13 protein-coding genes are annotated in these 13,830 nt (G+C 43.6%); 9 read left to right on the top strand and 4 right to left on the bottom strand.

The genetic code is table 11. The features are described 5' to 3' along the window. Window positions 1–20 precede the first annotated feature (20 nt). The 5 genes from AAA939_RS01745 to AAA939_RS01725 all read left to right on the top strand — a co-directional run bounded on the left by AAA939_RS01745 (window position 21) and on the right by AAA939_RS01725 (window position 3,299). The gene (locus tag AAA939_RS01745) at window positions 21–206 is read left to right on the top strand and encodes a hypothetical protein (RefSeq protein WP_057706387.1); all 186 of its coding nucleotides are present in this window, start codon (window positions 21–23) and stop codon (window positions 204–206) included. A 561-nt stretch (window positions 207–767) separates the two neighbouring features. Then, window positions 768–1,127: a GntR family transcriptional regulator gene (locus tag AAA939_RS01740; protein ID WP_338208055.1), complete on the top strand. Its 360-nt coding sequence runs from the start codon at window positions 768–770 to the stop codon at window positions 1,125–1,127. Beyond that, a complete protein-coding gene (locus AAA939_RS01735; protein ID WP_338208056.1) occupies window positions 1,124–2,017 on the top strand; it encodes an ATP-binding cassette domain-containing protein in 894 nt (297 codons plus the stop codon). Before AAA939_RS01740 ends, AAA939_RS01735 begins: the two co-directional genes overlap by 4 nt. Before the next feature lie 14 nt (window positions 2,018–2,031). Beyond that, window positions 2,032–3,033 carry an acetoin ABC transporter permease gene (locus AAA939_RS01730; protein ID WP_338208057.1) on the top strand — a complete coding sequence of 334 codons (1,002 nt, stop codon included), beginning with the start codon at window positions 2,032–2,034 and terminating at the stop codon, window positions 3,031–3,033. Window positions 3,034–3,083: 50 nt separating this feature from the next. Further along, window positions 3,084–3,299 carry a DUF3955 domain-containing protein gene (locus AAA939_RS01725; protein ID WP_338208058.1) on the top strand — a complete coding sequence of 72 codons (216 nt, stop codon included), beginning with the start codon at window positions 3,084–3,086 and terminating at the stop codon, window positions 3,297–3,299. A 580-nt stretch (window positions 3,300–3,879) separates the two neighbouring features. On the opposite strand, the gene AAA939_RS01720 is transcribed toward AAA939_RS01725, so the two are convergent. Then, a complete protein-coding gene (locus AAA939_RS01720; protein WP_338208060.1) occupies window positions 3,880–5,250 on the bottom strand; it encodes an aldehyde dehydrogenase family protein in 1,371 nt (456 codons plus the stop codon). Window positions 5,251–5,699: 449 nt separating this feature from the next. On the opposite strand from AAA939_RS01720, the gene fba reads away from it, so the two are divergent. Next, window positions 5,700–6,563, top strand: coding sequence for a class II fructose-1,6-bisphosphate aldolase (fba, locus tag AAA939_RS01715; protein WP_338208061.1), 864 nt, complete (start codon window positions 5,700–5,702; stop codon window positions 6,561–6,563). 173 nt (window positions 6,564–6,736) lie between these two features. Here fba and AAA939_RS01710 read toward each other — a convergent pair whose 3' ends face one another. The 3 genes from AAA939_RS01710 to AAA939_RS01700 form a co-directional block, all read right to left on the bottom strand. Further along, window positions 6,737–8,059, bottom strand: coding sequence for an MFS transporter (locus tag AAA939_RS01710; RefSeq protein ID WP_338208062.1), 1,323 nt, complete (start codon window positions 8,057–8,059; stop codon window positions 6,737–6,739). Window positions 8,060–8,207: 148 nt separating this feature from the next. After that, entirely contained in the window at window positions 8,208–9,110 is a 903-nt protein-coding gene (locus AAA939_RS01705) for an SPFH domain-containing protein (protein WP_338208063.1), read from the bottom strand. 4 nt (window positions 9,111–9,114) lie between these two features. Continuing rightward, complete coding sequence (locus AAA939_RS01700) at window positions 9,115–9,324, bottom strand: hypothetical protein (protein ID WP_338208064.1); 210 nt, start codon at window positions 9,322–9,324, stop codon at window positions 9,115–9,117. Between the two features lie 978 nt (window positions 9,325–10,302). Between AAA939_RS01700 and AAA939_RS01695 the strand changes: the two genes are divergently transcribed. The 3 genes from AAA939_RS01695 to AAA939_RS01685 all read left to right on the top strand — a co-directional run bounded on the left by AAA939_RS01695 (window position 10,303) and on the right by AAA939_RS01685 (window position 13,753). Further along, window positions 10,303–11,058, top strand: coding sequence for a WxL domain-containing protein (locus tag AAA939_RS01695; RefSeq protein ID WP_338208065.1), 756 nt, complete (start codon window positions 10,303–10,305; stop codon window positions 11,056–11,058). 67 nt (window positions 11,059–11,125) lie between these two features. Next, window positions 11,126–12,175, top strand: a complete 1,050-nt coding sequence (locus AAA939_RS01690) for a WxLIP family cell surface protein (protein ID WP_338208066.1) — start codon at window positions 11,126–11,128, stop codon at window positions 12,173–12,175. 33 nt (window positions 12,176–12,208) lie between these two features. After that, a complete protein-coding gene (locus AAA939_RS01685; RefSeq protein WP_338208067.1) occupies window positions 12,209–13,753 on the top strand; it encodes an Ig-like domain-containing protein in 1,545 nt (514 codons plus the stop codon). Window positions 13,754–13,830: the final 77 nt, after the last annotated feature.

Raw genomic sequence — 13,830 nt, 5'->3', positions numbered from 1 at the left:
TAGAAATGAGGGTAAATACGATGCTTAAACGATGGGGAAAGGCCGATACTGGCATGCTGATTGCGGCGGTTATTTTACTGGCGGTGCTCTTCTACTTTTTCGAGCTAACCGCCAGCTTAACAACTAGTGTGATTGCCTTTCCGATTAGTTTAGTTGTCCTGATGGGAATCATGGAATACGCCGCTTACGAATTGCGGAAAAAATAGGAGCTCAAAAACAGGATCTCAGAAATCATTATGTGATTTCTGAGATCCTGTTTTGTATGTCTGTACTTGCTTCCGGCGGCTCGTAATGACTGCCGCTATGGGACCGGTGAAAGCCTGAGGAGCGGTCTTTCACCTCGCTTTAATGCTTTGCCCAACCCGCAAATCATTAAAGACGTCCGTGGTGTAAACGGGGAAATTCATCCCGTCAACACCACCTCCACGGCGGCAGTCATTACGAGCCACCTGCAGCCTGATTGAGCGTACTAAGATGGGAAGTTTTTTCGAAAAGCGTAATTATATTAAATGTTAGGAATGTGGCCACGTGCCATCATCAAATGTCCAGATGATATCTGTTTTAGTTTTAATGTCTGTTTGGTACCACATTTCACCGTCATCAGGAATCACGTCTTTATCGTAACCGCCGTTAGGATTTTCAATGGTGCTAGTTATTGCCTGTCGTTCTTTATAAAACTCTTAAGGTCAGTTGCATTTAACCGTACTACGCTGTACTATTTACTGATAACTAGTACAGTACCATACAGCGAAAGAGGTAGCGGCCCTATGCAGATTGATCATGTCAGCGGCCAACCGTACTACGCCCAGCTCGTTGAGGGTGTTAAGCAAGATATTGAACACGGTATTTTACAAGTGGACGACCAGCTGCCGTCCGTTCGTGAAATGGCCCGCCAACATTTGCTTAATCCTAATACGGTCAGCAAAGCGTACAAACAGTTGGAAGCCCAACAAGTTATTCGCACGGTGCCGGGCAAAGGAACTTACGTTAACGCCTTTAACCCGACCTCAGTGCGCACCGAGTTACAAAAGAGGTTACAACAGATCGTCAGTCAGGCCCAAGAAGCGGGTATTAGCTTCAATGAAATGCGAGGCTGGCTTGACCAGATGGAAGGAACGACGTTATGAGTTTAGTCATTAATAAGTTAAGCAAGGAAATTGACCAGCATCCAACACTTGATAGCATCAGCTTTACGGTGCAACCGGGTCAAATCATCGGTGTCATTGGTCGAAACGGTGTTGGTAAAACGACGCTATTTCGGACGATCAACGGTCAGTATTTAGTCGATAACGGCAACGTAACGGTTGATGGTCAAGTCTTGGCAGAACACCCAGAGTTAAAAACGGAGCTATGTTTTATTGACCCGTTAGCAAACTTTTTCCGGGGCGCCACGATTAAACAGATTCAGAGTTACTACCAGGCGGCGTATCCCCACTTTGATGCGAAGAAGTTCGAATCGTTACTGAAACGTTACCATTTAATGGGCAACCAAAAGTTACGGCACTTTTCGAAGGGGACCTTTGGCCTATTTACCATTATCTTAAGTGTGGCAACGAATGCGCCGTACCTTTTCTTGGATGAACCACTCGACGGGTTAGACGTTTTGATTCGGAAAAACATCCTCAGTATTTTGATTGAAGAAGTCGCTGGAGGTAAGCGGTCGATTTTAATTGCGTCACATAACTTAGTCGAACTAGAAGGCGTGATCGACCGGGCGTTAATGCTTAAAGATGGACAAGTCGTCAACGATTACCAGCTCGAAGATATGCGGAGCCAAGCCCGCAAGATCCAATTAGTTTACCGGGATAAAAAAGTACCAGAATTACTGCGGCAAGCGGGTCGGGTCGTGCACGTTTCAGGACGGGTCATCGTCGTAGTCTTTGAAAATTACACGGAAAAATTGCGGGAACAATTGGCTGCGACTCAGCCGGTCTTTCAAGAGGAATTACCGCTTTCGTTAACGGACCTATTCATGGCCAATTTAACGGATGAAGCGGATTACGAGCTATTATCATAGGGGGAAATGAAGACATGTCAAACCAAAAATTACGACGGTTACTGTGGCAGCATTACCGTATTTGGCTGTTAACGGCAGTTATTGTGCTGATTGCGGCTGGACTAAAAGAAGGCATGAGCGTTGTCAATCAACCTAATATTTACGTACATCCGGGAGCCTTTACCTTGGAAGAAGGCGGCGTGTTAAGGATGTTCATCGCCGTGATCGTCTACTTTGTACTTGGACTAACCATGTTTTTACACGATAATTGGACGAACTTCAACTACTATTTGTTCGCTTTGCCCGTTGTTCGGCGACGAATCTACCGGCAAAAAATTGGACTGATGGTTACAGCGGTGACAGTTGGATACATCCTGATGCAAGGCGTTTACTTTGTCGCGATTCAGGCCGTTTTAGCTAAAAGGCACGCCTACTTTGTGTGGGGGAATTCTTGGCGGATTGAACTGTCACGACTGATTCTGCTACTGGTCCTGATGATGATTGGGACAACGTTTGGACTGTGGGTCGGTCATATTTTTGCAAGCGTCTTTGCTGGAATCGTCTTCTCCCTCAGCATGATTTTTGCGTATAACGGTCTGATTAATTTGTTATCCGGTATTTCAGGGATGCAATATCGGCAACTTGATATTTTAAATCAGCTGGATTCGGGCAGTTGGCTTGAATTGGGGGCTGCAATCGTTGCGGGTGTCGTATTTGGTGGCTTCTTATACTGGCTAAATGGCTGGGGCTTTGATCACCTATCACTAGAAGATAGTCGTGAGTTTTTCCGCTTTCCGGAGTTACGTTCCGCCGTTTTATGGTTTTCTATTATTTATTTAATTATTGCGACTAGCTGTTCTGAATTTGGTCTGGAAATTCTGGGGTTAATCACGGATAATTATTCTGAGCATATGCCAATCGGAACGGGAATTGTTATGGGATTAGTGATTGGCTATTTGACTTGGAGTTTAGGTCGGTGGTTCTTGTACCGTCCCGATAAGTTTCGGGATGTATGGACGTTTAAAAAACTAAGTTAAGGTTACAGAGGCTTAGCCGCCTTCTGTGCACTCAAATTAGGAGGGACATCATGCGAATGCATCGTTCGGTTTGTGGGATGATATGGCTCAGCGCCATTCTGTGCTTTATTTTGAAAATAGCGATTGGGGTGCGGGTAGACGCCGACGGGTTGTTGGTGGAACCATTCTTCCTGCTGCCATTGGGTTACGGATTACTTGCGTTAGCCATCGTAACGACCATTGTTTTAGCCGTGCAACGCTGGCGCCAACGTGCTCATCATAATTAATGATAGAAATGTGAATTTGAAAATTAATTGTTGTTGTACAATGTCTAAATGATACAAATGAGCTATTTATAATTTGTTCCGGTAGGCACTGATGACATGCGGTCGTGGGACCGGGGCCAGCCTGAGAAGCGGTCTAGCCCCTCGTACAGGACACTTGCAAAATGCGCAAGTGTCCTGTACCGTCCGCGGTGTAAGAACGACAAAAAACGTCGTCCCAACGCCGCCGTCACGATCGATGCCATCAGTGCCAACCTCCGAATATCCGGCAATAATAACACTAGTAAAGATATTTTCAGCGGAGTCGGACAGCCTTGGGTGCTGTGTCGGCAAGATTGGCGGGTGACTTTTACGCCAATCTTGTGGGGCGATTCAAAGACGTGGGTTATCGGCTTTGAATTGAGGTCGCAGACCGTACTGTGGCTGGGACCGTCCCCCAGAGCACCCAAGGCTGTCCAACGGAGCGGCTTATTTTGAAATAATAATTTTAAACCTAGTAACACTAAAAACCGCCTGAGTTGTCAGCTGTACTGACACACTCAGGCGGTTTTGTTAGCGGCAAATTCTAGTTATCTATGAAGGATTAACGAATCTTATCAAGGCGTTTTGCAACGGTCTTGATGTTTAACAAGTCCCAGTCTTCCAAGTTATGTGAAATGGAGTTATGACCCCAAGTCCCGCAACCTAGCGTTAGGGAAGGTGCAACGTTATCGTACTTGAAACCAATCGCACCTTGTGAAGAAGGAACGTTGATCAAAGCCCGGCAAGCCGTCATTTCAAGCGCAAATTGGTTCATGACCTTTTCATCAGTCGTGTGAAGCGTTGCCGTGTGACCTAAGCCACCCAAGGAAAGGCTCCGCTTCATTAAGTTGAAGCCGTTTTGCGTATCTTTAGCGTGAACGACCGCCAGAACGGGTGATAACTTTTCACGTGAAAAGACTTGGTCGCCACCGATATCTGGAATTTCAACGGCTAAGACCTTAGTTTCAACGGGAACATCGAAACCGGCCCACTGTGCAATCTGCCAAGGGGTCTGGCCAGCAACTTTCGGGTTAACGGCCTGTTTTTCTAAGTTCATGACGGTACTTTCAAGTGCTTTGAAGTTATCGGGACCAACGAAGTAAACTCCGTTGTGACTGAGTTCAGATTTAACTTGATCATAAATACTGTCATCAATGATTAAGTTAGATTCAGATGCACAGATCATCCCGTTATCAAATGACTTGGAAATAATAACGTCACTAACGGCTTGCTTAACGTTCGCTGTTTTTTCGATGAAACATGGTACGTTACCGGGGCCAACGCCTAAGGCTGGTTTCCCGGTTGAGTAGGCCGTCTTAACCATGCCGGCACCACCGGTAGCGATAATCGTTGCCACACCTTTATGGTTCATTAAAGTGTTGGTGGCTTCTAAGCTAGGTTCTTTGATCCATTGAATCCAATCTTTAGGCGCACCCGCGGCTTCAGCGGCGTCACGGATGATGCGTCCAGTTTCAACACAAGACTTTTGTGCAAAGGGGTGGAATCCAAAGATGATTGGGTTACGCGTCTTCAACGCAAGCATGGCGTTAAAGATAACGGTCGATGTTGGGTTCGTCACTGGTGTAACGCCGGCAATAATCCCAACGGGTTCAGCGACTTTGGTAATGCCACTGACGGGATCGTCATTGATGATGCCAACGGTTTTATCATCTTTAATGTAGTTATAGATATTTTTAGCGGCAAAATCATTTTTAGCCACTTTATCACGGTAGTTCCCACGACCAGTTTCTTCCACGGCCATGGCAGCTAACATTCCCCGTGCTGCGTGGGCGGCGTGCGCCATGGCAGTAACGGCCTTATCAATCTGATCCTGGTCCATGACTTCCAAGCGGTTGGCAGCCAAAGAGGCGTTTAACACAAGCCGATCAATTGATTGTTTAACTTCAGTTTTTTCATCAATTTCTTTCAACATCGAGGATTCCTCCTAAGCAATACAGTACTTGTTGTTTATTTCACAATCCCTATTATAAACACTTCTTCACAAATGTAAATACCCCGGATAGATTTCATTTATAATTTATACTATTGCGATAATACCGGTGTATAAGGGACACATAGTGAAATATAAGAAAGCGTTTACATTATTGGTGCTACGGCAATTAGTTATTTTTTTCACAAATGATTTTAAGCTGAACTAAAACTAACAAAAGTTAGGACGTAAAGATGGTGGTATGAGCTAAAGTTTTAATTTAGGTCGGTGCTGGAAAGGCTTACATCAAAAAGTGGGCCAACTTACCGGTATTGTGGGAATTGTATTGGGTAATAAATATCGCAAATCGGTTATCACTGCTAAGTAAAGTGTGCTAAAATGAATGTGATTCAAAAATCGTATCTCTTAATTAACCTAGGAGGGTTATTTTTATGTCATTTGTAAATGCTGTTGATATGACACAAGACGCATACAAGAACCATTACGCTATTGGTGCGTTTAACACTAACAACCTTGAATGGACTCGTTGCATCTTAAAGGGTGCTCAAGACACTAACACCCCAGTTATTCTTCAAGTTTCAATGGGCGCTGCTAAATACATGGGTGGCTACAAGTTGGTCATGGACTTAGTTGCTGATGAAATGGAAAGCATGAACATCACTGTTCCTGTTGTTATGCATTTGGACCATGGTAACTACGAAGCTGCTAAAGAATGTATCGAAGTTGGTTTCTCATCAGTTATGTTTGATGGTCATGACCTACCATTTGCCGAAAACTTAGAAAAGACTAAGGAAATCGTCAAATTAGCTCATGCTAAAGGCATCTCTGTTGAAGCCGAAGTTGGTTCAATTGGCGGTGAAGAAGACGGTATCATCGGTGAAGGTGAATTAGCATCTGTTGAAGAAGCTAAGACTTTAGCTGCTACTGGTATCGACATTTTAGCTGCTGGGATTGGTAACATCCATGGTAAGTACCCAGAAAACTGGACTGGCTTACATTTCGATCGTTTACAAGAAATCTCAGACGCTGTTAAGATGCCATTAGTTCTTCATGGTGGTTCTGGTATTCCTAAGGACCAAATCGTTAAGGCTGTTGAAATGGGTATCAGCAAGGTTAACGTTAACACCGAAAACCAAGTTGCTTTCGCTAACGCTACCCGTGCCTACATCGAATCTGGCGCAGACCAAATCGGTAAGGGCTACGATCCTCGTAAATTATTAGCACCTGGTAAGAAAGCCATCGTTGATGTTATTACATCACGTATCGGCTGGTTCGAAACTCCAGCAGTTAAATAATTGGATTTTTGACTCAAAGAAAAAAGTCGACTTCGGTCGGCTTTTTTTGTTTACTATTAAAACGAAATCAGCCGTTCCGGCGGATGCAGTTTTACAATTGCAATTGAGGTTTAACCTTAGTCTGTAATAAAAAATCGGGATTCTGAGCCAGTTGTGGCAGGGTCCCGATTTTACTATGCTTCCTGATTAACGGCGGCTAATAATTGTCGTTCGTTATAAAAGAGCAACGTGATAAACATGATAACGTATAAAATCAATGGTAACCAAGCGTAATTCAACGTGATCATGTGCTGAGTCGCGAGGTTTTGCGCATGATTAGCCGTGTAGCCTGACAAGTGGAATAGTCCCGCTGTAATGAGGCCACCAAATCCGAGGCCAACGTTGACGCCGAAGTCATCCGTCGAAGCTAAAATTCCTTCGGCTTGAATTCCCATGGTCATGCCGTAACGAATCGTGTCGGCAATCATAATTGAAACGAGCCCAATAATTAAGCCGTTGCCAATCGAATTAATAAAGGTCCCGGTAAAAATAACGGCTAACTGATTGAGAATGGTCCCCAGGGCCAAAATCAATTGGCCAATCGTTGCCACGGCAATCCCAGTGAGCATCGTTTGCTTCTTCCCGATTTTTTTGGAAGTCCGGACGATTAAAACCACGCCGATCAACGCGGCAAAGGTGAAGCCGTTGACTAGTGGGACCAAGTTTTCATTGTTTTGCAAATATTTGAAGTAGTAGATGGTCGTTTGATTCTTAATGGCGGTCGTCAACCAATATAATAAAATGACGATGGAAATGATAAACCACTGTTTATTTTTCTTGAGCATTTTCCAAACGTCATTGAGTGGCTGGTGGGCCTGTTCTGGCTGACTAAAACGTTCTTTCACTTGGAAAAAGGTATTCCAAATCAGTGCTAGAGAAATTAGACCAAACAGGATGATGGTATAGAGAAATCCGTTCTGTTGGTTACCTTTGCCGAAAAAGCTGACTAGTGGCAACGTGAAGACCGCTACGATAATTTGAACGGCACTGCCGAAAAATTGACGAATCACGCCAAGTAACGTTAGCTCATGCTCATTTTTAGACAATGTCGGTAAGATGGATGTAATGGGTAAATTGACCGCGGTATAGAAGAAACCCAAGCCAAGGTAGGTGATGTAAGCCCAGATGAGTTTGCCGTTCCCGCCAAAGTTGGGGGTCACGAAAGTCAACACGGCGAAGATCACGTACGGCAGCGCGTACCAGAGAAAGAAGGGGCGACTTTTCCCAAAGCGTGAATGGGTGTGGTCAATCATGATCCCAATAATTAGACTTTCAACGACGTCCGCCAAACGCGCCACTACGAAAAGAATGGCCGCCGCGCTAGCGGATAACCCGTAAACGTCCGTGTAAAAGAAAAGTAAATAGGTCGTCATCATTTGAAAGACAAGATTGTCGGCCGCATCACTAAGGCCGTAGCTGATCCGCTCCGGCCATTTAGTTTGCCAAGGTTGATTCAAAGTATCACCTCATAATTAGTTTCGCATAGTTAAATTGTACACCAATCAAAAAGGCGGGCCCACCTATAAGCCTCTGGATAGCGGTTAGTTGCCATAAAAAAACTGATAAACAATAACAAAATGTTATGTTTATCAGTTTTTGTAATGCTTATTTAGTGGTCAGTTTACCAACTTTAGTTAAAGCCGGAATTAGACCTAGACTATCTAACGTCTGGTTAGGTAAGACGACCGTGTTGGAACTACCGTCAGCCAAGGCTTTGACTGCTTCTGTGTTTTGGAAGATAAAGTAGTTTTCGGATGAAGCGGCTAAGGCTTCGTTTAAGATCCGGGTTCGGTAAGCATCGGCGTCAGCTTCCGTTTGGATTGCGGTCGCTTTAGCCGTCGCGCTGTTAACGAGCGCCTCGTTTTGTGCTTTGTTGGTAGCTAAAAGGGCGCGGTTATTGGCTTCGTTTTCCAAGGTGATCGACTTGCTCTTCCCTTCGGCGGTCGCAATGGTTGCGTCCCGTTCCCGAGTGGCCTGCAAAAGCTTGTTCATTGAAGCTTGGATGTCAGCGGAAGGGTTAACTGAGTCGATGTTGACCCGGTCGACGTTCAACCCGTAACCGGCTGTAACGGAAGAAATTTCTTTAAACAACGCAGCGTTGATTTCTTGGGTCCCGTTCAAGACCTCGTTAAGTTCTTTGTTCCCAATGATGCCCCGTAAAGCGGCCCGGGTATCTTGAATCATACTCCGAACTGAGTCTTCGTTTTTAAATACGAAGTCTTCAATGTTGGTCACGTGGTATTTCAGTGAAATTTTAACTGAAATTTCGGCGTTATCCTTTGTGATCACAACTTGTTGATTCAAATCGACTGGTGTTTGTGCCGTGTTGACCGTAATAACGCGTGAAATGAATGGTTTGATGAAGTGGAAACCGGAACTCAAGACCCGCTCGAATTTACCAAAGGTTAAGACGACCCCCTGATTGGGTTGAGTAATGATGCGAATACTTGCAGTTAGGATCGCTACAACTAGTAAGATGATGATTAGCGCAATAATAATGGCTAGCATATTTTTAGTCCCCCTGTTGGTGGGGAACCACAATCTTAACAGTTAACCCGTGTGGTGTTGTCGCGACAACTTCCACTAAGTCCCCCACGTGTAACGAAGCCGTTGCTCGTAAGTTGTAATAAATCCCGTAAAAAGAAACACCATCGAGTAAATCAGCCAGTGTAATTGTGAACTGCTGGCCGATTAAACGCTCGTCTAGGTAGCCTTCAGACATGTGTATCCCCACCTTTATTGTGATGTATTCAGTATAATCGGTTTCTGCTAAAATTCATAGTCACAGACCGGCACGGCACTGTAACTATGAATTGGGGGGAGTTTGATTGAAAAACAGCCAATCAGCGGGTCTATTTATAGTATTAATCAATTATTTTATACAAAAAAACCTTCGTACGGGAATACGAAGGTCAAAAGGAGTAGGTCAACATATGACGGGGAATCATATGTTGATAAACTTGATGAGCGTTTATTCATATAAGCGGGGGGACGTTCACATGCCGCTCATCAAGCTGTTAAAGCTTTTACACTTTAACGGATTTCATTACTTTGGAGGAGTAAATGAAAAGAATGTTAATTATTATAGTAGCAACCTTGGAGGGGGATCCTTAATTGCTATGAGTAAACTATAACAACGAAATATGAAGAAAGTGTGTCGTGAATTTTTCAAAAGTAAGAATAATTTTTTAAACTAAACTGATTATCGCAAAATCAATAAATTAATTTTTAGATTCTTGATAACGGTCAGTGAAATATAATTTTAACAACCGATAATCTGAAAAACAGTTCTCGCTAAAATGTATTTATCAGTAGATAAAGTCTGCCAGAATAATATAATTCATCAAGCCGTACTTATTTTCTAGCCATAAAAAATAGGTGCGGATTGATGCTATCAGCTGATACTCCTAATAGCCGCATGAAACAAAACTACAAAAGGAGGTCTTTTATTGGAAATTAGTTCAAGGGATTAATTATATTAATAATATTTGATATTATCAATTGTTTTGATTATCTGGCGATTATACATATTTATTAATTTTTAGCTGAAAATTAAATTATTTTTGATTGCGAATGGGCGCGCAAGCTGACTATTGCCAGCCTACCTGAAGCCACTTATACTCTAGTTGTACACAATTAAGGTGCTTGCTATTTTTTGTTTCAGAGCAACGCCATTAATAGAAAGAGAAGTGGCATAAACATGAAAAAAGCAATGATTGGGTCCGCATTATTTAGTGTCGTAGTGCTGCTTGCGCCAATGAATGTTCAGGCGGCGGGAGATGGGACCACTACGGGTAATAGTGGTGAAACGAATGCGCAAATTACTTTTGAAGCAGCGAATACTAATATTGCACCAGTTAATCCTAATACGCCGAGTGAGACTGATACTACGAATCCTTCGACTAGCAACGTTACCCCAAATAAAGATTCTAAGGGGCCAGCATTGATTTATGTGACGCCCCAGATGACTTTTCAGGGTGCTGATAACAAGACGTTGATTGACTTATATCAAAATAAAAGCTATTTTGCAACGGTTAGTAAGGATCAACCTGCAGCGAAGTCGGCGGAACCGTTTGATTGGAACAGTAAGTTCGTCGTGGAAGTTGCGGATGGTCGGGGCGCCGCTGCTAAATGGAAAGTCAAAGTTGCCGGAGATAAATTAAAGGGCGGGACTACTCCGGATACGATTGAAAACGCGACGATGACTTGGCCGCAAGCCATTGTTAAAAATAGCAGTCAAGGTGATCTCAGTGCGAAAGTTTCCAAGGATTTGACAATCAACCTGGGTGATAATGCGCAAGATATCTTAGTGGCAAGTCAAGGCGTGGGGGCCGGGGTTACGGCTGCGCAATTCAATCCTAGTGATATTAAATTAAATATTCCCGTTAATTCGGCAAAGCCCGAAGCTTACAAGACGACTTTACATTGGACGTTGGCGGATGAGCCGCAAAGTTAAATTAGACTAAAAAGGTGGTCAACTGAGCCACCTTTTATACATAAGGTCGCAGTGCAAGGGGTAAAAAATGCAAAAAATAAAACGATTTTGGGGAATCGTCAGTTTAGGTATTGGCGTTGTGATGGGATTAGTGAGTGGTCAGGTGGGTTACGCCGCATCCACTAATCCGGAAAATAATATTGGGTTTAGTGTCTCCGCTCAGTTACCGAGCAATCAATTGAAAACGGGACAATCGTACTTTGACCTCAAGATGCAATCGGGACAGAAACAGACGCTTAAAGCGGTTATTTATAATAGCACTAAGCGAGATATTAAAGTTCGAACGAATATTCATACGGCTTATACGAATCAAAATGGGGCGATTGAGTACATTACGGCGGCGAAAACGTTTGATCCTTCATTGAAGTTTTCGTTAGCTAAGTTAACGAAAATTGATGGGAACGCTGTTGTTACGGTACCGGCGAATGGCACCAAGACGGTCACCGCCAAAGTTAAAATGCCAACGACCGACTTTCAAGGGGTTCTATTGGGTGGTTGGAATTTTGAAAAAGTTGACGAGCAAGTCACCGGCAACGTTGACGGCGCCATGAACGTGCGTAACCAGTATGCTTACATGATTGCCATGAAGTATACGTTGGGAAAAGTACCCGCGCCGAAACTAGTGTTAGCGCAAGTTAAGCCGGGAATCGACCATGGCCATCAGACCATCTTTCCGATATTACGAAATGTCTCAGCGGTCATCGTGCCTAAGCTAACTTTGAAGACTAAAATTACTGACCGCAAAACTGGTAAAACCGTTAAGCAGGTAACCAAGCGTGATGTCAGGCTGGCACCGAATTCAGTCTTTAGGTACCCAATTTTAATGGCGCCGGAGCAATTAGCTGCCGGGCACTACCATTTGAAAATGACTGCTAAAAATCAGCAGGGTCACTGGACATTCGAAAAAGATTTTGATATCACGGCTAGTGCCGCGGAAAAATATCGGCGTGCGTCAAACGAACATCGCGAAATCCAGCCAATTTGGTTAGTTGCGTTGGGGGTTCTAGGCACGTTGATTTTTGGGGCGGTCATTGCTTTGATTATTTTAATTATTCGTAGACATCGACAAGCAAAGTAATTGGCGTGGACATGGATAGGGGGAGTCAGCGAAGTGGTTGAATGGAAATGGAACAAGTGGGGAAGCTTATTTAGTGTTCTATTTTTAGGGTTACAACTGGGCATGACACTTAATGTGCAAGCTGCCGGTAATTCGGATGGGTTTGAAAGTGTGATGAGTAGCAGCCAGTATTTTAAACCAGCTGAAAATACCGATAATCCAATATTAAACGGCGTGCCACTTGGTGAACATGACATTGAATTACGAACATCTGCGGTTCTTAGTACACTTACCGCAGATCACGTTGTTGATGGTCGAGTAACAACACAAACGACGCAAATCAAGTTTCTTGTGAAAGGCCGTGCTGCGCTGGCCCAAGATAATCACAATAGGATTACGAACGCACGGTTATCCTTGATGACCGGTGATGGTAAACAACAGCCAGTTACCGCAATTTTCACTAAAGAAGTCTATTCTGGTAGTGATACGAGTGTTTCTTTACAAAAATGGGATAGTTATGTTGTAAATGTTGATTTTTCAAAACTAAGCACACTTTTACCATTGCACGTTGGGTATCAATTAAGAACCACTCAGGATCCGAATCACTGGAGCTCCTATTACTTTGGAACTTTAACCACTGATGGAATCTTGGCAAAACCGACTATTGATGATGGTTTGAAGCCGGACAGTACGCAAGTTACAGGAACTGGGATACCCGGTAGTGTGATTCGAAGTGATATTAGCGATGCAACGGCGGAAGTGGGTGCTAATGGAAAATATACGTTAAATTTAAGTTCAGACTTAAAAGACCATTTGTTGGCAAAGCCTGAAATAACCATTACGCAACACAATCAATTTGGTGACTTTTCCGAAGCGTCGCAAAAGCAACTGAAAATGTCCAAAGCTGAAAATAATCCGGCCTTCCATATTGAAGATAATTTATCTTATCCTGAAGGAACGACGGATGCTGAGGTCATGGACGATCTGCGCAAGCGCCTTGAAATCCAAGTTGATGATGAGCAGTTGAAAGTGCAGTATGAAAGCCCGCAGAAGAACCTCGCCGCATTTATTAATTCACAGGCGTGGGGAACGACGATTGCGATTCCAATTTATGCCAAGAGCCCTGGTTATATTCAGTCCAACGATATTATTGTGAAGATTACTAAAAAGATGGAGAACGTCATTTTTACGAACCAGAAATCTAATCTTTATTTTCCTAATCAACCACTGCCGTTAAGTAATGCTTTGATTTGGTCGAATGATGTTTGGAAACTGTCGGTCGTTGATAGCCGGGTCATTGACCAAAAGCCGTGGACGTTAACGGCAATTGCAACAAAGTCGACTAAGAACAGTGACAAGCAAGATTTGAGCCCTTACTTGTGGTATGCTGATGGGCCGCGGCAACTGCCGTTAAATCAACTTGTAACGATCTTAGATTCACAGAATACGAAGCCGGTTAGCGACGTTGACGGGTCTAAAGTGTATGAACAAACCTTTGATAAATCGCATGACAGTGGAATTGTCATAAAAGCCAATCCCCAAATGTCAACGGGGGCTTATGAAGCCACGATTACGTGGACCTTACAAATGGGACCATAGATTAATCTTGAACGATGATCTCAGCTAGTTAGTAGCGAATCATCGTTTTTTGTTTTGAAATTAATTAATATGGACAC

Source organism: Lactiplantibacillus paraxiangfangensis, assembly GCF_036246185.1.
Lineage (GTDB): Bacteria > Bacillota > Bacilli > Lactobacillales > Lactobacillaceae > Lactiplantibacillus > Lactiplantibacillus paraxiangfangensis.
The sequence above is the reverse complement of the archived record's forward strand: the minus strand, read 5'-3'. Positions and strand labels throughout refer to the sequence as shown.

What these genes read in the sequence shown, in the direction of transcription:
- AAA939_RS01730 (WP_338208057.1), top strand. Translation starts at nt 2,032, where the DNA reads ATGTCAAACCAAAAATTACGACGGTTACTGTGGCAGCATTACCGTATT.
- AAA939_RS01735 (WP_338208056.1), top strand. Translation starts at nt 1,124, where the DNA reads ATGAGTTTAGTCATTAATAAGTTAAGCAAGGAAATTGACCAGCATCCA.
- AAA939_RS01700 (WP_338208064.1), bottom strand. Translation starts at nt 9,324, where the DNA reads ATGTCTGAAGGCTACCTAGACGAGCGTTTAATCGGCCAGCAGTTCACA.
- AAA939_RS01705 (WP_338208063.1), bottom strand. Translation starts at nt 9,110, where the DNA reads ATGCTAGCCATTATTATTGCGCTAATCATCATCTTACTAGTTGTAGCG.
- AAA939_RS01695 (WP_338208065.1), top strand. Translation starts at nt 10,303, where the DNA reads ATGAAAAAAGCAATGATTGGGTCCGCATTATTTAGTGTCGTAGTGCTG.
- AAA939_RS01740 (WP_338208055.1), top strand. Translation starts at nt 768, where the DNA reads ATGCAGATTGATCATGTCAGCGGCCAACCGTACTACGCCCAGCTCGTT.
- AAA939_RS01725 (WP_338208058.1), top strand. Translation starts at nt 3,084, where the DNA reads ATGCGAATGCATCGTTCGGTTTGTGGGATGATATGGCTCAGCGCCATT.
- fba (WP_338208061.1), top strand. Translation starts at nt 5,700, where the DNA reads ATGTCATTTGTAAATGCTGTTGATATGACACAAGACGCATACAAGAAC.
- AAA939_RS01720 (WP_338208060.1), bottom strand. Translation starts at nt 5,250, where the DNA reads ATGTTGAAAGAAATTGATGAAAAAACTGAAGTTAAACAATCAATTGAT.
- AAA939_RS01690 (WP_338208066.1), top strand. Translation starts at nt 11,126, where the DNA reads ATGCAAAAAATAAAACGATTTTGGGGAATCGTCAGTTTAGGTATTGGC.
- AAA939_RS01745 (WP_057706387.1), top strand. Translation starts at nt 21, where the DNA reads ATGCTTAAACGATGGGGAAAGGCCGATACTGGCATGCTGATTGCGGCG.